Source organism: Variovorax sp. Root434 (assembly GCF_001426595.1).
Classification (GTDB): domain Bacteria; phylum Pseudomonadota; class Gammaproteobacteria; order Burkholderiales; family Burkholderiaceae_C; genus Variovorax.
This window is the reverse complement of sequence record NZ_LMEK01000012.1, coordinates 215,607-240,989: the sequence shown is the minus strand read 5'-3', so window position 1 is coordinate 240,989 and position 25,383 is coordinate 215,607. Positions and strand designations below refer to the sequence as shown.

Below are 25,383 nucleotides of genomic sequence, written 5' to 3'. Positions count from 1 at the left end.
TGACTTGGCGCAAAAGAAGAGAACCAAATGCGGCCGGCGCCATCCGTACTTGTACGGACACAAGATCAAGGAGCTCGAATGGCAAGCCAAGCGGCGGATCAGCACTGGAAGATCGAAGACCTGGATTTCTCGCGCATCGCGCTCGACAAGGTACGCCCGGACGAAAATCTCTTCTACCTGGTGACCTCCGCCTCCTTTGTCGAGAGCGGCTCGGACCTCTACACACAAAACCTGGTCGATTTTTTCCGGGGCGACGACGAGGTCACCGACTGGTTGTCGAACCACTGGGAACTAGAGGAACTGCAGCACGGCAGGGCCCTGCGCGCATATGTCCGCCACGTATGGCCGGAGTTCGAATGGGATGTCGCCTACCAGGGCTTCCTCGAGGAATACGCGACCTACTGCAAGGTCGAGTTGCTGGCCCCGACCCGCGCCCTCGAAATGACCGCCCGCTGCGTGGTCGAGACCGGCACCGCCACCTACTACCGCGCCATGGCGCGCTGCACCGACGAGCCCGTGCTGCAGGACCTGGCGACCCGTATCGCGACCGACGAGGTCAACCACTACAAGCACTTCTATCGCTTCTTCCGCCGCTATCGCGAGCAGGAAAAGCTGGGCCGAATGCGCGTGATGGGCACCATCGGCCGCCGCACGCTCGAACTCAAGAGCGAAGACGCCGACTGCGCGATCCGCCACGTGGTGAAGACGCGCTCGCCCGGCCGCGCCACCGACACGGCCTACGTGCAGCAATTGAGCGCGGACATGAACAGCACCATCCGCACCAACCTGAGCCCCGGCCACACGCTCAAGATGCTGATGCGGCCGCTGGAACTACCGGCAAAGGTGCAGACGGTCATCCAGTACCCGATCATGCAGTTCATGCGGCACGTGTTCCTGCGCTGATGGCGGAAAAAATACTGCCAAATAGTTCACGTTTTTATGAGTGTCCTACGGCAACTGCCTATTTCTGACTGACATCCGGGCCCCAGGGAAGCATCGACCATACCGATGCTGTCACGCAACAGGGCCCCATAAAAGAAGAGCTCTCGGTCAGCGCCTGGAGCGCCCCTCCATGGGCTATTCGTACCCGCTTCGGCGGGTATTTTTTTGGACTCGCCCCACGCGTGGCCCAGAGGCCGCCCTGACTCAGGTCGCCGAGGTCAGCCCGGGCTTGCGGGTTCCGTCCAGCGAATACAACTGCGGCCGCTCGTCGGCGGCGGCACCTTCGGCGGGCACTCCGGGCGCCACATTCTGCGGCTGGCGATAGAGCTCGTTCTCGAGACGCCTGACGCGTTCGGCGTACATCCTGGCGAGGGCGCTGTGATGCTCTGCCGCAGCCTGATGCTCGATGCGCGCCATTTGCGCCTCTTCCAGAAGAGCCGCCGCGCGCCGGAGATACGCGGTGTGACTCGGGCGAAACAAGAAGTCGAACGTCATTTCACGCTCCTTTCCGCGAGGGTGCGGTGGGAAGCCATGTTCCTCCGCGCCAGCCTTCAAGTCTGTCGGAACACGCCTACCTTTGGGTTACCTGCTTTTGTTGCGGCACTTCCGCCTTGCCCCATGCCCGTGGCACGTAGTCCGTTCTTTGATCCGGTCGCGGTGGAGCTACCCCAAGTCCGACCGCTTGCAATCCAGGACCGTGCTCGTCTCGATCGTTCGCAGGGCCGGTACCTTGCCGACGAACGTCACTCCGGCGCGTATCAGGCGCCACTCCCCCGCCTTGAACAGCTTGAAGAGGTGCGTGACTTCGTCACCCACGGCGGGAATGGCGTTGAACACGTAGACAGGCTCGCCTCCCTGAGTCTCGTCCATGCTCAGCAACTCGGCCCTCATCTTGCCCATGGTGTCCGCGTCTTTCGTCCTCTGGCGAACGACGTCCATGTTGACGGTGCGAGAGTGCTCGTCGATCGAGATCCTGCGGATCCAGGGAGCAGGCCCTGCGCTGCTCGAAGCCGGCGCGCACACGATCGTTCCAGCGGCGCACGACCCGGCTGCCGCGGCGAGGAGCAGATGGACAGCCAGCCTGGCGGGTTTGAATTTCATGCTCGATATGGTGCCAGCCCCCGCGGTGGGGTGAACATCGAAGGACATGCCACCACAGTTCGAGCGGGAGGGAGCGGCCCCGCGCAGGCCGGTTTCTTCAGTAGGAGCCGGGCGGCGGCGTGTGCTTGAAACGTCGCGCCGTCGTCATGCTGATGAACTGGGCGCGCGCGACGCCGAGCCTGGCGCGCCCTGCGCCGACCATGCCGCCGAGGGCCGATTTGACTGCGTCCGCGGTGGGCGATTCCCCCGGATACGAGGGAGACAGGCGGCACTTGCGCATCAGCCGGTTCACCTGATGGATGCGGGCAACCTCGCGCGTGGCAGCGGTGTAGAAGGTCACGCCGATCGAGATCGACAGGCGATCGCCTGGGCCAGTCCCGTCGACCTTGGATCTCGTCATGTGGGGCGAGGTGCTCGGGAAATAGATGGCATCCCCCGGCTGCGCATTGAACTCCAGCCCGCGCGGCAGGAACGCCTCGTCGAAACGCACTTTCTTGAGCGACTGCGTGACGATGAAGTCCTCCACGGCATCGGCCGGCACGAGGGTGCGATCGCGGTGATCCCAGACGTTGAGGGTCTTGCGCCCATGCAACTGCAGCCAGAAGTTGTTCTCGCGGTCGATGTGAAAGGGCGTGACGGACGGCGGCGCGGAGAAGAAGACGAATCCGTTCACCCTGAAGATGTCCGGCTGCTCGCGCTCGACGAGAGCGCGCATCGAATTCACCACCGACATCAGCAGGGCCTGATAGCGGGGAATGACTTCGATGTTGTAGAAGGAAACCGACGAACCCGGCTCCTCCATGCGCTGGAAGAATTCCTCGATGCTGCGCCCGTCAGGATGCCGGCTGTCGTGCGCGAGCGCGGACGCGACCGTCCTGTCGGGGCTCATGAACCTGCATTGGTCCAGCTTCGAGAGTTCCATCCCGAGCTTCACGAGTTCGGGCACCTGAAACAGGGGATGCTCGTGAAAGTTGTGGTGCATCGGCGTGATCCTCTGGGTGGAAAAGCCGGCAGGGTCGTCCGGCCACACGCGAAACGTCGGTTCCGAAGTCCCGGCCCAATTCAAATTGGTCACGCGCATCGCACCCTCCAGATCGCTTTTTGGGCCCCTGCCCCCTGAAACGAGGTCCGGTGGAGTCCGCGAGCAAAAGTAGTACTTTCGAATTCAATGCTGAATCGTATTCCTGACCTCCACCTGACAATGGAACGCTTATTGGTGAAAGCCCCTATGGCAGCGAAGAGGTGGTTGGGGGAGCGAGCCTTGAGCAGGCGGGGAAAGACATACCGCCTGTACCCGGCGAGTATGTGCGTGCGCTACGGTGATGGCACGGCCTGCGTAGCAGGCATGGAGCGGGTGAAGGGAATCGAACCCTCGTATGAAGCTTGGGAAGCTGCCGTTCTGCCATTGAACTACACCCGCATCGTAAGTTGTTGATTTTAAACAACTTATTCTGCCCCGAAACTACTTGGTGGGTCAGTTCGGTGGGGCGATTCTACTCACACTGCAAGCCAACTTATCGCAACCGATAGCAGTTCATGGCTAAGCCTGCGGTCAACCCTGGGCACCCTGCCGCGTGCAGGGTGCTGGGTTGTCCATAGGCATGCGAAGCCGAGTGGTGAACTGCGGAGAAGCCGGCATCACGCCGGACTTCTTGCGGCTGATTGCCCAGTCAGCGAACCAGACCAATCTGCATGTAGCCGGCAACCGGGCCGCTGCGCGCACCCACCACGACCGAAAGCGTGCCGTCTTGGGTTCCGAAGTAGAACTCAGAACTCGGGCCAGTGAAGAGCCTCAGATTCGAAATCGTGGCACTTGGTGAACTCAGATTGGCGGTGAAGCCCGAAGCTGTTGCATCGCTGCGGACGAGCACGGTCGAATAGGTCGTGGCATCAAAGTCCAGCGTTCCCCAAGCGCCAGTCGTATCGCCACCGCTGGTCTTGCTCACCGGCCAAGTCGCAGATTCGGCCAATCCAATACGAAACACCGAGTCATTTGGCGGCTTCGGATTGGTGCCGGCGGAGAGATAGACGTTCTTTCCAGCTACGCGGGCGATATAGAAGATGCCCGCATCGAGCGGATCGTTCACATTGGCGATGTTCCATGCATCCGATGCCGAACCTGCCGTCACGTTGTACGTCAACAAGGAAGCAGGTGGACAGGCGGCAATGGAGGTGATTGCTGCCTCGTTGCACATGTAGACGACCGTGCCACCGCTTGCGACTTGCACCTGCCGAATGTTCGAGTCGCGTGTGGCGGCTTGGAGGTTGATGCCCAGGCGGGTGTAGATGCCATCAAGGGCCGGCTGCGTCGTCACGAGCGCACGCGAGGCCACAAAGGGTTGCACGGCATAGGTGCCCGGGACCTTGGCAACTTGGAACGGAAAGCTGCCCACTACGGTATCAGTCGCGAGCCGGAACCGAGTGTTGATGGCCGTGGCCGTATTGCGCGAACTCTTGAACAGATAGGTGCCGGCCTCGGAGAGATCAGAGCCGAAGGTGTCCGAAACCGCAGTGCCGGTTTCGTCCGTCATTTCGTACGACATCGTGTCGAAGTTGAGCGCCAGCGTCTGCCGGGTACCGTTGGTCGCGAACACCTTGTATCGGCCATTGCGGGTATCACCAGCCGACACGTTGAAGACGATGTCCTTGACCTGCGCGCTGTTCGCGGAGGCCTTCGCCGTCACAGTGAACATGCTGGCAGCGGTGGTCTCATTGGCGAGCTGTGCGGACCACTTGAGGCTGGAGATGTCCGTCTTACGCAGGCTCACGGAACCAGCCGGGGACGAGTTGCTGCTCCAGTCGGATCCGAGGTTCGGAACGATGGTGACCGTATCACCGGGCTTTGCGGCGTACTGGCCGCTGCCATTGGCATCGACAGCGTTGCCATTGACCGTCACGGTGACGCTGAGCGAGACGGGCGCGACGGGCGTGGTCGGGAAGATAGGGAAGCCCGCTCCACCACCACCTCCGCCACCGCCCCCGCATCCTCCCAACCCTCCCGCCAAGACAGCCGCCCCGGCCACGATATAAAACAATTTCATTACAAAATTCCCTCAATTATTTGAATATCCTGATCGCTGAAACTACGACCAAGGACATACAAATCGTAACGGGGAAATGCAATGAAGCTCTGACGCGAGAGAGGGAGATAACCCAAATAGTCGTGCCAGAAATTTTGCCCATCCACCCTAAAGTGGCTGGGTCAAGACCGAAATGCCTGCGACCTGTAGTTTCGGTTTCAAAAAAAGAAAAGCGTTGTAAATCAACGGCTTCGCTCGATAAGAAGAAGCGAGCTTGTTCGCTATGTCGCTCAAAGGACCGATCCAGTCCGACTGGCGTCGTTTCTATCCCTGGAGCATGAGTACGAATGAATACTGCAATTGGCAACTTTGCTGCCTTGCGTCAGTGATTTGGCTATCACCCGTTCCGGTGATGTTTGAGCGCCGACGAAAACAGTACCCTCCCCCATCCTGCACGTTTAGTTACATTCAGCCTGTTTTGGTTGCATATCCATCATTGAGGGTTGGGGCATGAACACTGTGTACCGCAGCATCTGGAACGCTGCGCTCGGCGCCTGGGTCGCCGTTTCGGAGGTCTCGCACCGGTGCGGGCGGCGCGCGTCTTCGGTCACCGCCGCCGTGTGCCTGCTGGCCCTGGCCGGCCTGCCGGCGGGCGCCTGGGCGCAGGCCAGCGGCGGGACCGCATTCGTCGCGGGCGGAGGTACTGGCGGCCGGGGCGGCGCTGGAAATGGCAGTGGCGGCGGCGGCGGCAACATCGGCATGTACCCCACCAGCAACGGATCGTCTCCATCGGGAGGCAATGGCGGAGCCGGCGGTAACGGAGCGGCTGGCGCCGGCGGAGTCGGGGGGGCGGTGGGCGCGGCCGACGTTACCGCCTCCGTCGGAGGATTGCCGGGAAGCGGCGGCATTCCCGACCCCGATCCGACCTATGGCGCGGGCGGCGGCGGCGGCGGCGGTGCCGCCGTGTACACCTCCAACACCTCCATTACCGTGATGGGCGCGACCACGCTGCTGGGAGGCAATGGCGGCGAAGGTGGCAGCGGGCGGCTGGCCGGCGGCGGCGGTGGCGGTGGTGCGGGCCTTCAGGGTGTCGCCGCCAATGCGGTAATCAGCAACGCGAGCCTGGCCGTCATCGGCGGTAATGGCGGCAACGGCGGTATAGGCCAATGGGCCGGCGGTGGCGGTGGCGGCGGAGACGGCATCGTGCTGCAAGGCGGGAGCGCCACCGTCACCAACATCGGCACGGCCACTGGCGGGAACGGCGGGAATGGCGGCGTGGCGACCATCGGCGGCATGGTGGGCGGCGGCGGCGAAGGCGGTGCCGGCCTGGCGCTGGAATCCAGCGGCAACTCGCTGCTCAATACCGGGGCACTGGTGGGCGGCGCGGGCGGTGCCGGCGGAAACAGTGCCGCCAACGGCATCGGGGGCGCAGGCCTGCGCATCCGCGGCAATGCGAACAGCATCGTCAACAGCGGCACCCTGACAGGCGGCATGGGCGGTGACGGCGTCACGCGCGGCGACGCGGTGCGCGTCACCGGCAACGACAACTCGGTCGAGCTGCAGAACGGTTCGGTGATCAACGGGACCCTGTCGGCAATCGGCACCGGCAACGTGCTGCGCCTCGCGGGCGCGGCGACCGACGGCACCACCTCGCTCGGCGCAGCGACCTACCGCGGCTTCGAGCGCTACGAGAAGACCGGCGCCAACACCTGGACGCTGACCGGCACCACCACCGAGCTGACGCCCTGGACGGTGCTCGGAGGCACGCTCGCCATTGCCGACGACGGCGCGCTCGGTGACTCGTCGGGCAGGCTCACGCTCGACGCCGGTACGTTGCGCTCCACCGGCACGACCACCGGCACGCGCAGCATCACCCTGGGAGCGGGCGGTGCGACCTTCGAAGTCGATCTGGTGCGCACGCTGACCCTCAACGGCACGCTCTCCGGTCCGGGCAGCCTGCGCAAGACCGGCGCCGGCACGCTGGTGCTCGGTACGGCCAACAACTACGTCGGCGGGACGGCCGTGGAGGCAGGCAGCCTCAATGCAGCCGCAACCGGCGCGCTGGGCAGCGGCCCTGTCTCGGTGGCGGCCAATGCCTCGCTGCTCTTCAGCGGCAATGCAGACGCGAGCGGACTGACCATCACCGCCGCCGAGCGCGGCGCCATCGGCAATGCCGGCTTCGTCCGCTTCGGCGACACCACCTCGGCAGGCAATGCCCGTCTCGTCATGAACAACGGCGCGGCGGCCGAGTTTCGCGACAACGCCTCCGCGGGCAACGCCGTCATCGAGAACCGCGGCGGGCTGACCAACATCTGGTTCAACGCGACGGCCGGCAACGCGCGCATCACAAACTTCTCAGGCGGCCAGATCAACCTGCTGGACAACGCCAGCGCGGGCCAGGCGACCTTCGTCAACGAAAGCGGCGGCCTGATCGACATCTTCGACCGCGCAAGTGCCAACCAGGCCACGGTGATCAACAACGCCGGCGGGCGCCTGCGCATCCGCTCGCTGACCACGGCGGGAATCTCGATCGGCGCGCTGTCCGGCGCGGGCGATGTGATCCTCGGCGCCAAGGCGCTGACCACCGGCGGGCTGAACGCCAACACCGAAGTCTCGGGCGTGATCTCGGGCACCGGCGGCTCGCTGGTCAAGATCGGCACAGGCACGCTGACGCTTTCGGGGGCCAATACCTACACAGGCGGCACCGCGCTGCGTCAAGGGCGCCTGAACCTCGGCCACAACCAGGCGCTGGGTACCGGCGCGCTGGCGATGGACGACGACACCACACTGGGTTTCAGCGCCGATGGGTTGACGATTGCCAACACGATCCAACTGACAGGCAACAACGATCCGGTCATCGACACCGGCAGCTTCAACGAAACGCTGAGCGGCGCGATCAGTGGCGGCGGCTTCATCACGAAGCAAGGCACGGGCACGCTGACGCTCTCAGGCGCCAACACCTATACCGGTGCTACCAATGTGGCGCAGGGCACGCTGAAGGCCGGCGCCGCCAACACCTTCAGTGCAAGCTCCGCGCACAGCGTGGCTTCGGGAGCGACGCTGGATCTTGCAGGCTTCTACCAGACCGTGGCGTCGCTGAGCAACAGCGGCACCGTCTCGCTGGTGGGGGCGGCCGCGGGCACGACGCTGACCGTCAACGGCGCCTACGTAGGCAACAACGGCGTGCTGAGGCTAGGGACTGCCCTTGGCAACTCAGGCTCGTCGGACCGCCTGATCTTCGACGGCGCCGCAGCGGTGGCCAGTGGAAAGACCAGTGTGCAGATCACCAATCTCGGTGGGCTGGGCGCACTGACCAGCGGCAATGGCATCGAAGTGATTTCAGCGCTGAACGGCGGCACCACGACGGCCCAGACCTCCAAGGACGCGTTCTCGCTGGCCGGCGGCCATGTCGATGCAGGTGCGTACGAGTACCGCCTGTACGCAGCCGATGCCAATGGCGCGGGGGAGAACTGGTTCCTGCGATCAAGCATCAATGCGGTCCCACCTGCGGCGCCCCCTGCGGCGGCGCCCGCTGCGCCGGTGATCACTTACCGTCAGGAAGCCTCGCTCTACGCGGCGCTGCCGAGCCAACTGCGCCAGGGCAATCTCGCGATGCTGGGCGACCTGCGCAAACGCGCGGGGGACGACGACGTCAAGGGCAGCGCGGCGATGCCGAGCGGCTCGGATCGCCGCGCCTGGGCTCGCGTGCTCTCCACCGACATCGACGTCCAGCAAGGTGGCGCCGTCTCGCCCACCGGCAAGGGCCGGCTCACGGGCTTCCAGGCCGGCACCGACCTGCTGGCCGCGCCGAACTGGCGCGCAGGCATCTACGTCGGCCAACTCGATGGCGACGCCCGCGTGCGGGGCTTCGCCAGCGGTATCCAGAACCTGGCCGTGGGCCGCAACGACCTTCGCAGCCAGTATGTGGGCGTGTACGGCACCTACACCGGTGATGGCGGGTTCTATGCCGATGCGGTGCTGCAGTCGGGCCGCCACCGCTACACGGTCGAGCCGCTGCTGGGCCACGGCGTCGGCGGCAAGGGCAACAGCCTGCTGGGCTCGATCGAGGTCGGGCAAGCCTTTGCGCTCGGTGGCAGCGGCTGGAGCGTCGAGCCCCAGTTGCAGCTGATCCATCAGCACATGGATCTGAACAACTCCGCCATTGTCGGCGCCGTCGTTCAACCGCAGGCCGACAGCGGCTGGATCGCCCGTGCGGGTGTGCGGGTGAAGGGCCAGGTCGACACCGGCATCGGCATGCTGCAGCCGTACGGCCGCTTCAACGTCTACAAGACCTCCAGCGGCGCGGACATCGCGCGCTTCGTGAACGGAGCGACCACGACCGACATCTCGGCGCCTACCGGCGGCACGAGCACCGAGCTCGCGGGCGGCTTCACGCTGACCCTGGGCGAGTCGACGAGCCTCTACGGAGAAATCGGCAAGCTCTGGGCGAGCGGCGGCAACGCCAGGGTCAAGAGCTCGATCAATGGCTCGGTTGGCGTGCGCGTGAAGTGGTGACCGCCGCATGGGGCCTCGGGTAAGTCCCGAGCATTTGATTAAGCAAGTTAACTATTCTCCCGTTCGAACGACTCGTTTCCTCCAATTTCACGAGGGGAATCGGGTAATGCGGGCTCGGAAATTAGTTAACAACCGGAGACAATCGAATGAGTTCCCCAACCTGGAGGCCGCTGCTGGCCTGTGTCGTCGCGGCAGCCGCCGCAAGCGGATGCGGAGGGAGCGACGGGCCGTCTTCCGCGTTCACCTTGTTGCCGACACCGGCCCCCGCGCCCACTTCACCCCCGCCCCCTCCCGCGCCGGCACCCGTGTCACAGCCCGCGCTGCTCAACACGCCCGACGAGGCCGGCGGCTGTGCTGCGGTCGCGGCACTGGCGGCCGAGCTCTCGGCCGCGGGACGCACCGTGAGCATCACTTCGACCAAGATCGCGAAGACCACCGCGACCGACGCGAGCGGCAATCCGCAAAGCTACTGCGCGGTGGCCGGCACTATCAACGGCGGCCGCAAGGGCCTTCAGGCCGCGGGCCAAACCGACGCGATGTCGACCTATGCGATCACGTTCCAGATCAACCTGCCGACGCGGTGGAACGGCCGCATGTTCATGAGTGGCGGCGGCGGCTCCGATGGCTCGGTGCCAGACACCACGGGCGCCATCAGCAACGGTGAAGCCATCCAGCCACTGCTGTCGGGCTATGCCACCGTCTCGAACGACAGCGGCCACAGCAACGCGACCAACAACGATCCGAACAACGCGGGCACGGCCTCCTTCGGACTCGACCCCGTGGCGCGCGTGGATTTCGGCTACAACGCGATTGGCCAGACCAAGCAGCTCGCCAATCAGCTGGTCGCGCGCTACTACGCCAAGAAGCAGGACTACGCCTATTTCATGGGCTGCTCCGAAGGCGGACGCGAAGCGATGATGGTTTCGCAGCGCTTCGGCGACGAGTTCGACGGCGTGGTCGCCGGAGACCCCGGGTCGGATCTTCCGAAGGCCTGGCTCGCAGAGGCCTGGGACACGCAGCAGTTCGCGGCTGCGGCGCAAGCGCAGGGTTTCCTGGAAACCACGGGCCCCGGCGCCTCGAACTCGACCCCGCTGATGAATGCCGCCTTCCAGCCCGCGCAATGGGCGGCCCTGCAGCAAGCGGTACTGGCCAAGTGCGATGCCGACGACGGACTGGTCGACGGCATGATCAACAAGCGCTCCTGCACCTTCGATGTCAGCACGCTGGCCTGCGGCGCGCCTGGCGCACCAGGCGCGCCGGGCTGCCTCGTGCCGGCCCAGGTCACGGCCATGCAGAAGGTGATGGGCGGCGTGAAAAACAGCGCCGGCGACGCGCTCTACTCGGACTGGCCCTGGGACGCAGGCATCGGCGCCTTCGGCTGGCAGATCTGGAAGACCGGATTCGGCTACCGCACGAGCGGCGCGAACGATGCGATCAACGCCACCCTCGGCGGCGGCGCGGGTCCGCTGATCTTCACCACCCCGCCGACACAAGGCCTGGCGACCGGCAACTCACTGGTGCAGTTCCAGTTGCGCTTCGACTGGGATGCCGACGCGCCGAAGATCAAGGCCACCGACGGAACCTACACCGAGTCGGCCTACAGCTTCATGGGCACGCACTCGACCGACTTGTCCAAGCTCAAGGGCAAGGGTGGCAAGCTGATTCTTTATCACGGCACCAGCGACCCGGTCTTCTCTTTCAACTACACGGCCAAGTGGGTCGATTCGCTGGCCGGGAACACTGCGAACGGCACCGTGAAGGACTTCGTGCGACTGTTCGCGGTGCCCGGCATGAACCACTGCTCGGGCGGCCCCGCCACCGATACCTTCCCGGTATTCAGCGCGGTGGTCGACTGGGTCGAGAAAGGCAACGCGCCCGATCGCCTGATCGCGAGCTCGAAGCCTGGCAATCCCGACACCGCCGGCTGGACGCTGCCCGCGGGAGTGACCTCGCGCGTGCGGCCCCTGTGCCCTTACCCGCAATACGCGCAGTACATCGGGACCACCGGCTCGGCGCCGGCGGCACTGCTGGAACAGAACGATCCCGGCAAGTTCGTCTGCGCGAACTGACGGCGGGCGCTGCCGGCCGCGATGCGGTCGCCCGCCTGCCAGGCGGATGCGATCGGTCCGGCCGGACCGCTACACTGGCCGCCTCCATGACGGCCCGCCCCCCTCCTTCCTCCCATGAACCCGCTCGCCATCCCGACCGCAGCGGACTGGAAGACGAGCGCATGCGCCGGCTGCTGGGCTACAGCCTCGCGCAGGCCACGATCCCCACCTCGACCCTCTACGAGAAGCACGTGGGCGAACCCTTCAACCTGCGGCGGGTCGAGTTCTCGCTGCTCGTGCTGGTCGACTCGAACAGCGATGTAACGCCCAAGCAGCTTGCGCGTGCGCTGTACGTGTCGATGCCTTACCTCACGATCACACTCGATCGGCTCGAAGAACGCGGCCTGCTGAATCGCAGCCGCAGTGAAACCGATCGCCGCTCGGCGCACGTACGGCTCACGCGCAAAGGCAGCGATCTGGTCAAGAAGGCGGAGACCGTCGCGGCGAAGATGGAGGCCGATCTGCTGGCGCACCTGACGCCCGGCGAGCGAGGGATGCTGTTCGAATTGCTCGAACGGGTGGCTGCGCACCGGCGGGTGTGAGCCCCGGGTCTCCCGCTGCAGCCTCTTCGCTCAGCGCAGCGCCTTCGTCGCGAGCGCGCCCAGCGTGCGCAGGCCCTTCTCGATGCGCGCATCCCAGCCGTAGCCGCCGCTCAGACGCATGCAGTGGGCATAGCGCCCGCTCGCCGAGAACACCACGCCGGGCGCGAAGCACACGCCCTTCTTCAACGCCTGAGCGAACAGCGTCCGCGTGTCGAGCGCCTTGGGCAGTTCGAGCCACAGCACGAAATTGCCCGCTGGCCGAGTGATCCTGGTCCCCGGCGGAAAGGCTTCCTCGATCACGCGCGACATGCGCTCCAGCGTGTCGGCGAACTCGCGCCGCAAGCGGCGCAGGTGGCGGTCGTAGTCGCCGTTCGAGAGAAAGTCCGCAAGCGCGGCCTGCGTCAGCACCGGCGTGGCCAGCGTCGAGGCGAACTTGCTCTCGAGCACGCGTGCCATGTGGCGGCCCGGCACGATCCAGCCGATGCGATAGCCCGGCGCCAGCGTCTTCGAGAACGAACCGCAGTAGATGGTGTTGTCGTGACGGTCGAGCGCGCTGAAGGGAATCGGGCGTTCCTCGCCGAAATGGATGTCGCCGTAGACGTCATCCTCGATCAGCGGCACGCGGTGCTTCGCGAGCAGGCGCAGCACCTCGCGGCGATTCTCGATCGGCATCGTGAAACCCAGCGGATTCTGGAAGCTCGAAGCCAGCACGCAGGCGCGCACCTGGCCCGCGGCGAGCACGTCGCGCAGCGAATCGATCACCACGCCGGTACCGGCGTCGGTGGGCAACTCCACCACCCGCAGGCCGCGCATGCGCAGCACCTGCAGCAGGCCGAAGTAAGTCGGCGATTCGATGGCGACCGCATCGCCAGGCTCGGTGACCGCGTCGAGCGCGAGCGCCAACGCTTCGGTGCAGCCGCAGGTGATGGCGATGGCGTCAGGTGACAACGCCTGTCCGAAGCGCATGGCACGGCGCGCGATTTCCATGCGCAGCGACAGCTCGCCGCGCGGCGGTGAGTAGGTGTTGAGCTGCGCGCCCTTCACGCGCGCGGTGCGCGCGAGGATGCGATCGAGCTTGGAGGAGGCAAGGATCCGTGCGCTAGGAATGGCGCAGCCCAGCGGCACGTAGGCCTCGTTCGATGCGTTCTCGAGCAGTTGCAGCATGAGGTTCGACACCGCCACCTTGGTCGGGCGCAGCGGCGGCCGCGTGGGCGCCGGCAGCGGCAGCGCCGTAGGTGCCCGGGCCACGTAGTAGCCCGACTGCGGCCGCACCTCGAGCACGCCGCGGTCCTCGAGCAGCCGATAGGCCTGCACCGCGGTGCTCAGGCTGGTGCGGTGCTGCGCGCTGATCTCGCGCAGCGATGGCGCGCGGCTGCCGGCGGGCAGCGTGCCGCTCTCGACGAGGCCGGCGATGAAATCGGCCAGCTCTTCGTAGCGAAAGCGCGTGGCGGGCTGCGGATCGGCACCGCTGGCGGAATGTGTTTCGAGCGTCATGGATTCAACTGTGCTGGTCGCAATTTCAGAAAACTGTGGCTGTTATCTTGAACCCGGAGCTTGCACCATCGAAGGCAGCCACACAAGACGGGTACGAGAAGCCATGGATCGATTTCCGGACAACGACATCATCTCGCTGGTCTCGAGCGCGCCGCGCCACGACCTGGCCGAGAGCGTGGGACCGAATCTCTGGCTCGGCGAACTGCTCGGTTCCAACCAGGCAGAGATCGGCGTGCTTCAGTTGGGCTACGGCACCGCGGCGGGCGGTGCGCAGCTGCGCGCGCAGATCGCCGCACGTCATGGCGTGGATGCCGACGATGTGGTCGTCACGGTCGGCGGCATGCATGCGCTGTTTCTCCTTGCCTTCACGCTCTGCGGGCCAGGCGACGAAGCGGTGATCGCCGAACCGGCCTTTCCGCTCGCGCGCAATACGCTCGGTGCGGTCGGCGCGACCGTGCGCTCGCTGCCGCTGAACTTCGACGCCGGCTACCGACTCGACCCCGAGGCGCTGCGCGCGCTGCTCTCGCCGAAGACCCGCATCGTGAGCCTCGCTTCGCCGCAGAACCCCTCGGGTGTCGCCATCCCGGCGTCGACACTGCGCGAGGTGGTCGAGCTGATGCGCACGCATGCGCCCGATGCCTGGCTGATCGTCGACGAGACCTATCGCGAGGCTGCCTATGGCGAAGATTCGACATTGCCCAGCGCCAGTGCGTTGGGACCTCGGGTGGTCACGGTGGCGTCGCTCTCCAAGTGCCATGGCGCCGCGGGGCTGCGCATCGGCTGGGCGATCGTGCGCGACGCGGCGCTGCGGCAAGCGCTGGTCACGGCAAAGTTCAACACCGTGATCTCGTGCTCGCCACTGGACGAGGCACTGGCGGCCACGGTTCTGAAGCAAGGGGAGCACATCGTCGGCGCGCGGCGGCGTCATCTCGCGCACAACCTGGGGACGCTCGAAGCCTGGGTCGGCCGACACGCCGCGCGGATCGAATGGGTGCGTCCGGACGCCGGCGCGCTGTGCTGCGTGCGGCTGAAGCCGCAGGTGTATGACGATGCGGCGCTGCAGCGCTTTCAGGCAGCACTGCACGAACGCAGTGTTCGGCTGGCGCCGGGCCCCTGGTTCGGCGACGAGCCCCGTGTGTTCCGCCTCGGCTTCGGCCTGGCGACCAACGCCGAGCTCGCCGCCGCGCTGCACTGCGTGGGCCAGGCGCTGGAGTGGGCCGCGGCCTGAGGTCTTGCCCGGCAAGGGCCCACCATGCTATGGCCGCCTGGATCTATGCACTTTCCTTCTGAAATGCCAACCAGAAAGCAAACCCATCGCGATACCAAACCCCGTCCCGGGGATGAGTGCGATTGCAAGCGTCGTCATCAACGGAACGGAAACAAGCAACCCGACGGGAATCATCACTGCCGAGAAAAAGAAGATGGTTGATGCGCTGTAGGAAAGAACGAATAACGCTCCCCTGAAGGGAACGTGCTTCGTCTCATCCCACAGATTCGGACACAACCAGGTTGCCACACCATCGAAGGGAGTCCAAGGAAGATCGATGTCCGGCTTCATACAGGGGCTGGCAAGTACCTTTGAATTCTTGTCCTGGCCGGGCTTCCTCCCGGCTGCCGGCACAAGACGGCACCGCGCCAAGAACTGATTCATGACGCGGCGCGCTCTCACCACTTCATGCGCAGCCCGAGCGAGCCTTGCAGGGAAGTCTTCACATCCGTCGCGCCACCCGAGGCCCACAGCTTGCCGACTTCGCCGTAGATGCTGGTCGTCGGGTTCAGCGCCAGGGTGAGGCCACCGGCCAGCTCGCTGACGGTGGAACCGGTGCGGCCCGTGACGTCGGTCGTGGCGGCGGGTCCGATGAAGCGGGCCACGTCGGCGCCGCTGCTCGCCTTGTAGAGGTTGAAGCGGCCGTACGGTTGCAGCGTGCCGAGCGCCGTGGCCATCTCGCCCTTCAGGCGCACGCCGACGCGCGCAATCCAGCCGTCGTCACTGTCCTGCCGCACGTTCGCACCGGAGATCGCGATGTTGTCCAGGCCAATGTGCTGGTGGATCAGCTGGAGCTGCGGCTCGATCTTCCAGCCGCTCTCGCCTAGCGCGAAGGCCTGGCCCACTTCGATGGACGCCATCAGGCTGTCGCCCTTGCCCGCGCTGCGCGAGGTCGACAACGGCTCGACGGTGTAGCGGTGCCGCCCGGCCTGCAGCACGGCATCGGCATAGAAGCCCGAATCGGCGGTCCAGGTGCCGTAGGCGCCCAGGTAGTGGCTGCGCAGGTCGTTGGAACCGACGGCCAGGTTGGCGATGCCGCTGGCGAAGCCGTTGACCCTGACGCGGCCGTCGAGTTGGCCGACGTACACGCCGGCACGCCAATTCGAGGCGGCGAAGAGGTCGGTGCCGGCCTGGAAGCCCTTGACGTTGCCCTTGCTGTGCGGGCTGACGGTGCCCTGCTGGCGAATGTCGATGTCGGTGGCGATCACACGGCCCCAGGCACGGCGCTCGGTGTCGGTCGATGCGGGGCCGCCGGCCTTGACGTCGTCGTCGCCGATGCGCTGGTGCAGGTTGCCGATCATGGCCAGATCCATCTGGCGCACCTGGCTGGGCAACGCGGACAGCAGCGGGACTTCGGCGCGGTAGGTTGGCACTTGCACGGTGATCGGGCCTGTGGTGCCTGTGGCGCCTGTTGCTGGCGTTGCCGTCGATACCGTCGCCGTGGTGGTCGAGCGCAGGTACCAGTTCTCGCCGGCACCGCTCGCGTCGGCGGCATGCAAGCGGTATTCGTAGGCGCCCGCATCGACGTGGCCGCCTGCGAGAGAGAAGGCGTCCTTCGTGGTCTGCGCGGTGGTGGTGGCACCGTTGCGCCCCGAGATCACCTCGATGCCGTTGCCCGTGGTCAGCGCGCCCAGGCCACCGAGTTGCGTGATCTGCACGCTGGTGCGGCCGCTGGCCGAGGCGCTCGCGCCGTCGAGCACCAGCCGGTCGCTCACGCTGCTGCTGTCGCCCAGGAAGGTGCCCAGCCGCAGCACGCCGTTGTTGCCGGCATAGGCGCCGGTGACGGTGAGCGTGGTGCCCGGAGCGGTGCCCACCAGCGAGACGGTGCCGCTGTTGGCGAGCGAGGCCACTGTCTGGCTGAAGCCCGCGAGGTCGAGCGTGGCACCGCTTTCCACCGTGTGCGCCGAGGCTGCACTGAAGGTGCCGGTCGCGCCTGCCCTCAGGGTGCCTTCGGCCACGTCGGTCGCGCCGGTGTAGCTGTTGGCGCCCGAGAGCGTGAGGGTGCCACTGCCCAGCTTGGTGATGAAGCCGCTGCCGCTGATGTTGCCGCTGAGCGCTGCGCTGAAGCTGCCGGTGTCGATGACCGGGTCTTCGCTGCCGGTCAGCACGATGGCGTTGGCGAGGTTCAGGCCGTCGGCGGCGAAGCCGAGCGTGGTGCCGTTGTCCATTGCCAGCGCGCCGGTGCCCAGCGCCAGGCTGTTGCGGACGTTCAATCGGCCCTGCTTGAGCGCGGTGCCCCCGCTGTAGCTGTTGGCTGCGGTCAGCGTCGCGGTGCCGGCGCCCTCTTTCACGAGCAAGCCGGTGCCGCTGATCGTGCTCGACAGTGTGAGCGCATTCGAGCGGTTGATGGCCAGCGTCGCGTTGTTCAGGATGTTGCCCACGATGCTGCCCGTGGTGCCGCCGTTGCCGAGCTGCAGCGTTCCCGCACTGATGGTGGTGCCGCCTGCGTAGCTGTTGTCGGCGGTGAGGATCGTGGTGCCCGTGCCGGCCTGCACAAGTGCGCCGGTGCCGCTGATGGTGCCTGATAGCGTCAGCGCGTTCGAGCGTTGGACGGTCAGCGTTGCGTTGTCGACGATGTCGCCCTTCACCGCGCCGGTGGTGCCGCCATTGCCGAGCTGCAGCACACCAGCGCTGACCGTGGTGGTGCCTGTGAAGGTCTGGTCCTGTGCCAGCGTGAGCGTGCCTGCGCCGGTCTTCTCGATCCCGCCCGAGCCGCTCACCAGGCCGGCGTAGGTGGCGTTGTCGGGCTGGGCGAAGCGCACGAGTCCGTTGTCGGTGATCGCCGCCGGCGCGAATTGCGCGCTGCTTTGCAGCACGCCACCCGAACCGACCGTCATGCTGCCTGTGTAGGCGCTCGCACTGGCACCGAGGATCAGGGTGCCGCCATTGACGGTCGTGCTGGTGATGCCCGAGGATGGCAGCGCGACGTTGAAGGTCCAGACCCCGGCGTTGCTCTGCAGCGTCTGGAATCCAGTCAGGGAAAGCGGAGCAAACGTCGAGGCGCCACCGTCGTCGCTTTCGAGCGTGAGAAGGTTGGCACCGCCGCCGCCGCTGATGTTGCCGGTGATCGAAGACCCCGTGTAGACATGCAGCGAGTCGTTGCCGTTGGCAAAGTTGAGCGAGCCGATGACGCTGCCCTTGTTGGTGAAATCGACGGAAGAGGTGCCGTTGGCACCGAACACCGTGGCAATGCCTGGGTTGGTGCTGCCTGCTACATAGCCCGCTTCCATCGTGCCAGTGTTGAGGATGGTGTTGTGGCCGGAGTTCGCCTGGAACCAGATCGCCGCGTGGGTCGATCGCACGGTTCCGTGATTGATGATCGTGTTGCCGCTGCCCACGGGATTCACGGCCTCCGAATTGCCGGCAGTTCCATCCGCGAAGACGTTGGCGTTCTGCTCGATAGTGAGGGTGCTGTTGCTGTTGAACTCGATCGTGTTGGCGCCGATGCCGCCCGGGTAAGGACTGTTCCCGTTGGTGGAGACGTTCCGGACCGTGGCGCCGCTTCGGACCGTGATGGTGGCTTGGTTGCCAAGGCTGATCGCGGAACTGTTGCCCGTGTCGATCAGCGCACCCGGCTGCACGTCTACTGAGGTGTTGTCAGCCGTGGCTGGGCCCGTCCCGACGGTCGTGGTCTGGTTTCCCGTGCAATTGATCGCATTGGCATTCGTACCCGTCGTACATGCGGCGGAGGCGGGCAAGGAAGCAGCCGCCAGCAAAGTGGCGGCTAGCAGGGCCACGCCCTGCGTGGCTGAGGTAGATCTTGCGTGGCCACGTCCCAATTCGGAAGCGACGGTCCAAAGGGCGAGTGCGTCGTTCCAGATGACGCGAAAAATCCGGTTCATAACCTGTCTGTCCTGGCAATGCGCTCCGCAAGAACTGCGGGCGCGGGCGCCGGTGTTTCCGGTGCTCTCATGCCTCCCTGTGCGAGCCGCGGACTCTAAATAGAAACAATCGTAAATGGAGCTTTCGCCTCAGCCCGAATTATGCATTCACCCGTATAAACGCCAATTTATTCACATTTGTTTTTATTGCATCCTGAATCGATCACAGGATTACATTGAAATATGAGCGACTGAATTTCATTTATCGTGTCAATTGGAAACAACAGGGTTCGGAACAGGCTTCTTTTTCGCTCCGCAAATAGCCCTTCGGCCGAATTTGATGGATTTGATCAATCAACTGGTGCGGCCCTATAACCCCGCAAAACACCGAGACACGGCCGAGATTCTCATTTAACAAAGTTTGCTTCCATGACGATAGCCCACCGAGCCGACGCGATCGCGATAGTTGATGACGACCTCCGCGTGCGGCAATTGCTAGGCAGCTACCTTTCGCAAGAGGGATTCGAAGTATTCGAGGCCGAGAACGGTGCATCGCTCTCGTCGATCCTGCGGCGCCGCGCGATCGACCTCATCGTGCTCGACCTGCTGCTGCCGGACGAGGACGGCTTTTCGATCTGCCAGCGGCTGCGAGCCAATGGCATCCGGATCCCTATCATCATTCTCAGTGCGCAGGCGCAAGATACCGATCGAATTGCAGGATTGATGATGGGCGCGGACGACTATGTCCGCAAACCATTCAATCCCAGGGAAATACGAGCGCGTATCCAGGCAATTCTGCGACGCAGCCCTCCGAGGGAGGAGCCGGGCGGTCCTTCGAGCAGAAACGAGGTGGTCCGGTTCGGTCCATTCGAATTCAACCTGGGCACGCGCACGCTTCGCAGGGACGGGCAAATCCTGGGCATCACAACTGTTCAGATCGCGATACTCAAGGTGCTGGTCCGCCATGCGGGGCAGCCGCTTTCGCGGGAAAAACTCGCGCAGGTCGCGCGCGGCCGCGAACTCGGTGCTTTCGAGCGCAGCCTGGATGTGCAAGTCTCCCGGCTTCGAAAGCTATTGCAGAACGGGCCGTTCTCTTACATCCTGACAGTCTGGGGCGTCGGGTATATGTTCGACCCCAGCGGCGAAGGCGGGGTTGTCCGACCACCCGACCTGGACGCGAAGCTAGTTGGGCATCCGGCCATTGAGCACGTCGCCTGAGCGCGCGACACTGTGTTCGCGGGATCGAGACGCGGTGCGGAAATCGTGATGGTCTGGCCCTACCCCGCCGGCAAACCATCGAAAGATGTTGGTTTGCTTTCCTCTTTCTTCGCCGAACCTGACGAAGAGAAAGCCCCGTTCTGCATTGCCCTGCGCGTCAACGGGAATGCCGGCAGCCCGAAGGGCAGTGACCTCTTCGCTGGCATCCAGGTCGAATGGCAGTTTCAAGGTGATGGTCGCGCTGTGGATGGTCCGTCTCGGCATTGCTCCGCTTTCGCATGCTTGCAAATGTCCGAGTTGACCCGAAAGGAGCCTCTCCAGGCATCCCGTATTTATAGGAGGTCCGCACGCGATCGGCATGGAGCGGTCCTTGCCGAGCGGCCGTATCAGCCCGAGGCTTTCACGGCCTCGACCAGAAACCGCACAAAGGCTTTCCCGGCATCGGGCAGCGAGCGCCCCGCCATGGTCTCGATCTCGAGGTGGCGCTCGTTCATCTCGCGGTCCTTGAGCGGAATGGCGACCAGCGCCTTGCTGCGCAGCAGCGTGCGCATCGACAGCGCGCCGTAGAAAGCGATGCTGCCGCCGGCCGCCGCAAAGCTCAGCAGCGCACTCGCATGGTTGCTGGACATGGCCTGCTCATAGCGCAAACCCTGCCGGATGCAGCTGGCGTCGAGCAGGCGCCGGATCGAGCTGTCTTCCTGCGGCAACCCCAGCGGGTACGCCACCACCTGGCGCAGCGACAACTGCCGCTGCATCGCCAGGGGGTGATCCCTCGCCATCACGGCCAGGATGGGGCTGGGGTGCCGCAGTTCGATCTCGATGCCGGGCTCGGGCACAGCGCTCAAGGTGATGCCCACGTCGGCTTCGCCGTCGCGCACGCGCCTGGAAATGTCGCCCAGCGAACAGACCTCGAGGTGAAAGCGGATGCCCTCGTGCTTTTGCCGGAACTGCGCGATCAGCGTCGGGATGAAGTCGAAGGCAAAACCCTCTGTGCTCGCCACGCGCACATGCCCGCTGCGCAGGCCGCGCAGGCCGGCGATGTCGTTGGTGACCCGCTCGATGTCCTGCTGCGCCCGCTTGGCGTGCGCGGCCAGCATCTCGCCGGCCGCATTGGGCACCATGCCGCGCGCGTGGCGCTCGAACAGGAGCGTGTCGAGCTCGCGCTCCAGCCGCGCCACCTGCCGGCTGACCGCAGAGGGCGCGACGTTGAGCTTGAGCGCGGCGTCCTTCACGGAACCGGTCTTCACAACCTCTAGAAAGTACCGGGCCGCGGTTTCCTGCAAGGCGCGAATTGCCATGGATTTCCCCGGTTGGTGCGGCCGCAAGCGGCCTGCATCGATTGCCGAATCGGCAATCGACAATTCTAAACATTGCGCTTGTAGCAGCGCCCCGCCACTCCTAGGATGAACTCATCCCCCTAGCTCCAGGAGTATCCCGATGAACCGTCTCCCGCTCATGGTCGGCATGGTGCTGCTGTCCTGCCTTGGTCTTGCACCGTTGGCCGCCCTCGCCGCGGACACGGGTTTCCCGTCGCGCCCCATCACGCTGGTGATTCCCTTCCCGCCCGGCGGCGCGACGGACGTCAACGGCCGCGTGATTGCGCAGCGGCTCGGCAAGGAGCTGGGCCAGCCCGTCGTCGTCGAGAACCGCGCGGGCGCCGGCACCGTCGTCGGCGCAAGCTATGTGTCGAAGGCAGCGCCCGACGGCTACACGCTGTTGATCAGCTCGGGCTCCACATTCACCGTCAACCCGGCGATCCGCTCCAACCTGCCCTACGACCCGGTGAAGAGCTTCGAGCCGATCGGCATCGCGGGGCGCGTCGCGCTGATCCTGCTGGCCAACAGCGAGGTGCCGGTGCAGACGGTGAAGCAGTTCGTCGATTACGTGAAGGCCGCGCCGGGCAAATACTCGTACGGCTCCTTCGGCACCGGAACGACCGCCCAGTTCGCCGGCGAGACCATGCTGCATGCCACCGGTCTGAAGATGACGCACGTGCCCTACAAGGGCAGCGCCCCCGCAATGACCGACCTGATGGGCGGGCAGATCCCGTTCAGCATCGATACCGTGAGCGCGGCGATCCCCCAGCTCAAGAGCGGCAAGATCAAGGCCATTGCACTGACCACCGCGAAGCGTTCCGCGCTGCTTCCCGACGTGCCCACCTTCGCCGAGAGCGGCTACGCCGAAGTCGACATGGACTCGTGGCTCATGGTGGCGGGGCCGAAAGGGCTGCCCGCCGACGTCAAGGCCAAGCTCGAGAAGGCGCTGGCGGTGACCATCGCCGACCCCGACACGCGCACCAAGCTGCTGGGCCAAGGCTTGGAGCCGACCTACAGCAACGCCGCCGCGGCAAGCGAACTGATCACCCGTGAATTGCCCCTGATGCGCGCCGTTGCGGCGCGCGCCAACATCACTGCCGACTGATGAACCACATGAACACCGGCACGGAGCTCGTCGAGAAGTCCGCCGTCGAACTCCGCCGCCTCATCGGCAGCAAGGCGGTCTCGCCCGTCGAACTGCTGGAGGCGTGCATCGCGCGGATCGAGCGCGTGAACCCCTTCGTCAACGCGGTGACCGCCACCTGCTTCGAGCGCGCGCGCGCCGAGGCCAAGGCGGCGGAAAGCGCCGTCCTGCGCGGCGACACGCTCGGCCTGCTGCATGGCCTGCCGCTGGGCGTGAAAGACCTGGAGCCCACCGAGGGCCTGCTCACGACCTGGGGCTCGGCGATCTACCGCGACCACGTGCCGACGGAAGACATCGAGCTCGTGGCCCGGCTGCGCCGCGCGGGCGCCATCGTGGCGGGCAAGACCAACGTGCCCGAGATGGGCGCGGGCGCCAACTCGCGCAACGACGTGTGGGGCGCCACCGGCAACCCCTTCAACCCGAACCTGAATGCCGGCGGTTCCTCCGGCGGCTCGGCGGCCGCGCTGGCCTGCGACATGCTGCCCGTGTGCACGGGCTCCGACACCGGCGGCTCGCTGCGCATTCCGGCCGCCAAGTGCGGCGTGGTGGGCTTCAGGCCCTCGCCGGGCGTGGTGCCCAGCGTGCGCAAGCCGCTGGGCTGGACGCCCATCTCGGTCGTCGGCCCGATGGGCCGCACCGTGGAAGAGGCCTGCCTGCAGCTGGCGGCCTCCGCTGGCATGTGCGCGGGCGACCCGCTGAGCTATCCGCTGGACCCGATGTCCTTTCTCGTGCCACCGCCCGTCGACCTGGGCCAGCTGCGCGTGGCATGGACCGAAGACTTCGGCACTTGCGCGGTCGACGACGGCATCCGCGTCACCTTCCGCCGCAAGATCGAAGCCATGCGGCATCTGTTCGGCCGCTGCGACAAGGTCGAGTTCGACATGGGCGAAGCGCATCGCTGCTTCGATGTGCTGCGCGCCGAGGCCTTCGTGGCGGGCATGCAGGCAGCCTACGAGCGCGACCCGAACAGCCTGGGCCCCAATCCGCGCGCCAACTACGAGATGGGCGCGCGCATGAGCCTGCTCGACAGCGCCTGGGCGCAGGCCGAACAGACCCGGCTGCTCAAGCGCTTCCAGGCGACCTTCGCCGACTACGACCTGGTGCTGTCGCCAACCACACCGGTCTCGCCCTTCCCGTGGACGCAGCTGTACGCCGACACCATCAATGGCGAGACGCAGGCCAACTACTACCGCTGGCTCGCGCTGACCTACGTGGTCACGCTGACGACGCACCCGGCAATTTCGCTGCCTTGCGGCCTCGACCACGCGGGCATGCCGTTCGGGCTGCAGATCGTGGGTGGGTTCAGGGCCGACCACCAGGTGCTGGGTGCGGCGCATGCGATGGAGGCGGCGTTCTCGTCGGATGCGCAGCTGCGCCGTCCGCGCCCCGACCTGGCCTCGTTGCGCGCGGCCGAGCCCGCGCTGACGTCGATCGTCAAGACGCCGCCGATTTTCGACAGCCGCGCCGAAGGGTCCGCCGCTGTGTCGGTCGTCTGAGCGAAGGTGCCGCTCCCGGCACCTGCATCACGTAGCATCCGGCCATGAGCTACACAGTGAAACTGGTCGACTTTCCCGACGCCCCGGCCGACGTCATCGCCACCGCGGAGTCGCGCTTCCGCCGTGAACTCGACAAGCTGCTGGGCGACGGCGTCGAACCTGCGCTGAAGGCATTCGAGAACGCCAGCGAGTCCAGCGCCGACGAACTCACCAAGGACGAACTCGCACTGGCCGCCACCTGGGCCAAGGCCTACGAAGCCGCGAAGACCGCGGGCTTCCGCGCGCTCGGTGAAGCCGACGAGGCCTACTTCGAGATCCGCCTCGACTGACCTGCCGTCTTCTTTCGCAACGACTCGGGAGCCGGCCTGCGGCTGCCGCTGGACCCAGAAGAAACAACCGCGCGGGAGGCGCCCGGCAGCTTCGCCACCCGCTCCGACAGAAAGTCCACCAGCACGCGCACCCGCAGCGGCAGTTGGCGGCGCGGGGCATACAGCAGGTGCGCCTCCTGCGGCGGACCGGTGTGACGGCCCAGCACGCGCACCAGCCGGCCTTGCGCGAGCAGGTCGGCCACCATCCAGGTGGGCTGCAGCGAAATGCCTGCGCCGCCGAGCACGCTGTCGAGCAAAGCCACCGCGTTGTTCACGCGGTAGCGGCTGCGCACCGGCACCGTGACGGAGCCTTCAGGGCCCTGCAGCAGCACGCCGTCGTCGCCTGATGCGTAGCGCAGGTAGTCGTGCGCCAGCAGGTCCTGCGGCTTGCGCGGCCTGCCGCGCGCCGCGATGTACTCGGGCGAGGCGACCAGCACGCGCGGCCACGTGCCCAGGTGGCGAGCGACGAGGTCGGGCGGCAAGGCGCCGCCGACGCGCAGCGACACGTCGATGCGCTCCTCCAGCGGATCGACGAAGCGGTCGTCGAGCACCAGCTCCAGTTCGATGTCCGGATACAGGCCCAGGAACTCCAGCGCCATCGCATTGAGATGCCGCTGGCCCATCGTCACCGGCGCGCTCATGCGCAGCAGGCCGCGCGGCTGCTGGATGCCTTCGCGTGCATCGGACACCGCGTCGCCGTAGTCCTCCAGCATGCGCCGTGCGCGCTCGTGAAAGCGCTGCCCCTCCTCCGTCAGGCTCAGGCCGGCCGCCGTGCGCCGCAGCAGGCGCACCCCGAGCGAGCGTTCCAGTCCCGCGACCAGCTTGCTGACGGTCGGCTGCGTGGTGCCGAGCGCGCGGGCCGCGCCCGACAGGCTGCCCAGCTCCACGCTGTGCACGAAGGCTTCGAGGGCGCGCAGGGTGTCCATGATTTATTCGGATATGGAATGGTCTGCATGCCATTCTGCCTTCTACCCATCCGGATGCGCATGAAAGAAAGTCGAGTCCTGGCCTTACCGCTCATCGAAGGACTC

At 65.8% G+C, this 25,383-nt stretch carries 18 protein-coding genes and 1 tRNA gene; 9 read left to right on the top strand and 10 right to left on the bottom strand.

Annotated features, from left to right (window positions below; all coding sequences use genetic code 11):
* Nucleotides 1–78: 78 nt before the first annotated feature.
* The gene (locus ASD05_RS11685; protein WP_056592083.1) at nt 79–903 is read left to right on the top strand and encodes a ferritin-like domain-containing protein; all 825 of its coding nucleotides are present in this window, start codon (nt 79–81) and stop codon (nt 901–903) included.
* A 243-nt stretch (nt 904–1,146) separates the two neighbouring features.
* On the opposite strand, the gene ASD05_RS11680 is transcribed toward ASD05_RS11685, so the two are convergent.
* From ASD05_RS11680 to ASD05_RS11660, 5 genes are all read right to left on the bottom strand, one after another.
* Entirely contained in the window at nt 1,147–1,437 is a 291-nt protein-coding gene (locus tag ASD05_RS11680; protein WP_056592080.1) for a hypothetical protein, read from the bottom strand.
* Between the two features lie 168 nt (nt 1,438–1,605).
* Nucleotides 1,606–2,043, bottom strand: coding sequence for a hypothetical protein (locus tag ASD05_RS11675; protein WP_056592076.1), 438 nt, complete (start codon nt 2,041–2,043; stop codon nt 1,606–1,608).
* Between the two features lie 97 nt (nt 2,044–2,140).
* Entirely contained in the window at nt 2,141–3,124 is a 984-nt protein-coding gene (locus ASD05_RS11670) for a JmjC domain-containing protein (RefSeq protein WP_056592074.1), read from the bottom strand.
* A 265-nt stretch (nt 3,125–3,389) separates the two neighbouring features.
* Nucleotides 3,390–3,463 (bottom strand) — tRNA-Gly (locus ASD05_RS11665).
* A gap of 250 nt (nt 3,464–3,713) precedes the next feature.
* A complete protein-coding gene (locus ASD05_RS11660) occupies nt 3,714–5,084 on the bottom strand; it encodes a hypothetical protein (RefSeq protein WP_157610084.1) in 1,371 nt (456 codons plus the stop codon).
* A 489-nt stretch (nt 5,085–5,573) separates the two neighbouring features.
* On the opposite strand from ASD05_RS11660, the gene ASD05_RS30925 reads away from it, so the two are divergent.
* From ASD05_RS30925 to ASD05_RS11645, 3 genes are all read left to right on the top strand, one after another.
* Nucleotides 5,574–9,578 carry an autotransporter outer membrane beta-barrel domain-containing protein gene (locus ASD05_RS30925; RefSeq protein ID WP_082572042.1) on the top strand — a complete coding sequence of 1,335 codons (4,005 nt, stop codon included), beginning with the start codon at nt 5,574–5,576 and terminating at the stop codon, nt 9,576–9,578.
* A gap of 305 nt (nt 9,579–9,883) precedes the next feature.
* A complete protein-coding gene (locus tag ASD05_RS11650; protein ID WP_056592067.1) occupies nt 9,884–11,647 on the top strand; it encodes a tannase/feruloyl esterase family alpha/beta hydrolase in 1,764 nt (587 codons plus the stop codon).
* Between the two features lie 86 nt (nt 11,648–11,733).
* A complete protein-coding gene (locus ASD05_RS11645; protein ID WP_235507945.1) occupies nt 11,734–12,228 on the top strand; it encodes a MarR family winged helix-turn-helix transcriptional regulator in 495 nt (164 codons plus the stop codon).
* A gap of 30 nt (nt 12,229–12,258) precedes the next feature.
* On the opposite strand, the gene ASD05_RS11640 is transcribed toward ASD05_RS11645, so the two are convergent.
* Entirely contained in the window at nt 12,259–13,722 is a 1,464-nt protein-coding gene (locus tag ASD05_RS11640) for a PLP-dependent aminotransferase family protein (RefSeq protein ID WP_056592060.1), read from the bottom strand.
* A gap of 103 nt (nt 13,723–13,825) precedes the next feature.
* On the opposite strand from ASD05_RS11640, the gene ASD05_RS11635 reads away from it, so the two are divergent.
* Nucleotides 13,826–14,950 carry a pyridoxal phosphate-dependent aminotransferase gene (locus ASD05_RS11635; protein ID WP_056592057.1) on the top strand — a complete coding sequence of 375 codons (1,125 nt, stop codon included), beginning with the start codon at nt 13,826–13,828 and terminating at the stop codon, nt 14,948–14,950.
* 437 nt (nt 14,951–15,387) lie between these two features.
* Here ASD05_RS11635 and ASD05_RS11630 read toward each other — a convergent pair whose 3' ends face one another.
* Nucleotides 15,388–18,831, bottom strand: a complete 3,444-nt coding sequence (locus tag ASD05_RS11630; RefSeq protein WP_056592054.1) for an autotransporter outer membrane beta-barrel domain-containing protein — start codon at nt 18,829–18,831, stop codon at nt 15,388–15,390.
* A gap of 408 nt (nt 18,832–19,239) precedes the next feature.
* Between ASD05_RS11630 and ASD05_RS11625 the strand changes: the two genes are divergently transcribed.
* Nucleotides 19,240–20,028, top strand: a complete 789-nt coding sequence (locus tag ASD05_RS11625) for a response regulator (RefSeq protein WP_056592051.1) — start codon at nt 19,240–19,242, stop codon at nt 20,026–20,028.
* On the opposite strand, the gene ASD05_RS30455 is transcribed toward ASD05_RS11625, so the two are convergent.
* Together ASD05_RS30455 and ASD05_RS11620 are read right to left on the bottom strand one after the other, a co-directional pair.
* Nucleotides 19,993–20,256, bottom strand: a complete 264-nt coding sequence (locus ASD05_RS30455) for a hypothetical protein (protein ID WP_200955420.1) — start codon at nt 20,254–20,256, stop codon at nt 19,993–19,995. The genes ASD05_RS11625 and ASD05_RS30455 overlap by 36 nt on opposite strands.
* A 158-nt stretch (nt 20,257–20,414) precedes the next feature.
* The gene (locus ASD05_RS11620) at nt 20,415–21,326 is read right to left on the bottom strand and encodes a LysR family transcriptional regulator (RefSeq protein ID WP_056592049.1); all 912 of its coding nucleotides are present in this window, start codon (nt 21,324–21,326) and stop codon (nt 20,415–20,417) included.
* Nucleotides 21,327–21,465: 139 nt separating this feature from the next.
* Between ASD05_RS11620 and ASD05_RS11615 the strand changes: the two genes are divergently transcribed.
* Genes ASD05_RS11615 through ASD05_RS11605 form a run of 3 tightly spaced genes read left to right on the top strand, consistent with a single transcriptional unit; the run spans nt 21,466 to nt 24,313 of the window.
* On the top strand, nt 21,466–22,449 hold the full coding sequence (locus ASD05_RS11615) for a Bug family tripartite tricarboxylate transporter substrate binding protein (RefSeq protein ID WP_056592046.1): 984 nt from the start codon (nt 21,466–21,468) through the stop codon (nt 22,447–22,449).
* A gap of 8 nt (nt 22,450–22,457) precedes the next feature.
* Nucleotides 22,458–23,984 (top strand): amidase, encoded by a 1,527-nt coding sequence (locus tag ASD05_RS11610; RefSeq protein WP_056594291.1) that lies wholly within the window; start codon nt 22,458–22,460, stop codon nt 23,982–23,984.
* A gap of 44 nt (nt 23,985–24,028) precedes the next feature.
* Nucleotides 24,029–24,313 carry a hypothetical protein gene (locus ASD05_RS11605; RefSeq protein ID WP_007834682.1) on the top strand — a complete coding sequence of 95 codons (285 nt, stop codon included), beginning with the start codon at nt 24,029–24,031 and terminating at the stop codon, nt 24,311–24,313.
* Here the strand turns inward: ASD05_RS11605 and ASD05_RS11600 are convergent.
* Nucleotides 24,289–25,278 carry a LysR family transcriptional regulator gene (locus tag ASD05_RS11600; protein WP_056592044.1) on the bottom strand — a complete coding sequence of 330 codons (990 nt, stop codon included), beginning with the start codon at nt 25,276–25,278 and terminating at the stop codon, nt 24,289–24,291. The two genes, ASD05_RS11605 and ASD05_RS11600, sit on opposite strands and share 25 nt — an antisense overlap.
* Nucleotides 25,279–25,383: the final 105 nt, after the last annotated feature.

Excerpts from the sequence above, each read along its gene's own strand:
- ASD05_RS11685 (WP_056592083.1), top strand. The coding sequence starts at position 79 with ATGGCAAGCCAAGCGGCGGATCAGCACTGGAAGATCGAAGACCTGGAT.
- ASD05_RS11680 (WP_056592080.1), bottom strand. The coding sequence starts at position 1,437 with ATGACGTTCGACTTCTTGTTTCGCCCGAGTCACACCGCGTATCTCCGG.
- ASD05_RS11675 (WP_056592076.1), bottom strand. The coding sequence starts at position 2,043 with ATGAAATTCAAACCCGCCAGGCTGGCTGTCCATCTGCTCCTCGCCGCG.
- ASD05_RS11670 (WP_056592074.1), bottom strand. The coding sequence starts at position 3,124 with ATGCGCGTGACCAATTTGAATTGGGCCGGGACTTCGGAACCGACGTTT.
- ASD05_RS11660 (WP_157610084.1), bottom strand. The coding sequence starts at position 5,084 with ATGAAATTGTTTTATATCGTGGCCGGGGCGGCTGTCTTGGCGGGAGGG.
- ASD05_RS30925 (WP_082572042.1), top strand. The coding sequence starts at position 5,574 with ATGAACACTGTGTACCGCAGCATCTGGAACGCTGCGCTCGGCGCCTGG.
- ASD05_RS11645 (WP_235507945.1), top strand. The coding sequence starts at position 11,734 with ATGACGGCCCGCCCCCCTCCTTCCTCCCATGAACCCGCTCGCCATCCC.
- ASD05_RS11640 (WP_056592060.1), bottom strand. The coding sequence starts at position 13,722 with ATGACGCTCGAAACACATTCCGCCAGCGGTGCCGATCCGCAGCCCGCC.
- ASD05_RS11635 (WP_056592057.1), top strand. The coding sequence starts at position 13,826 with ATGGATCGATTTCCGGACAACGACATCATCTCGCTGGTCTCGAGCGCG.
- ASD05_RS11630 (WP_056592054.1), bottom strand. The coding sequence starts at position 18,831 with ATGAACCGGATTTTTCGCGTCATCTGGAACGACGCACTCGCCCTTTGG.
- ASD05_RS11625 (WP_056592051.1), top strand. The coding sequence starts at position 19,240 with ATGACGATAGCCCACCGAGCCGACGCGATCGCGATAGTTGATGACGAC.
- ASD05_RS11620 (WP_056592049.1), bottom strand. The coding sequence starts at position 21,326 with ATGGCAATTCGCGCCTTGCAGGAAACCGCGGCCCGGTACTTTCTAGAG.
- ASD05_RS11615 (WP_056592046.1), top strand. The coding sequence starts at position 21,466 with ATGAACCGTCTCCCGCTCATGGTCGGCATGGTGCTGCTGTCCTGCCTT.
- ASD05_RS11610 (WP_056594291.1), top strand. The coding sequence starts at position 22,458 with ATGAACACCGGCACGGAGCTCGTCGAGAAGTCCGCCGTCGAACTCCGC.
- ASD05_RS11605 (WP_007834682.1), top strand. The coding sequence starts at position 24,029 with ATGAGCTACACAGTGAAACTGGTCGACTTTCCCGACGCCCCGGCCGAC.
- ASD05_RS11600 (WP_056592044.1), bottom strand. The coding sequence starts at position 25,278 with ATGGACACCCTGCGCGCCCTCGAAGCCTTCGTGCACAGCGTGGAGCTG.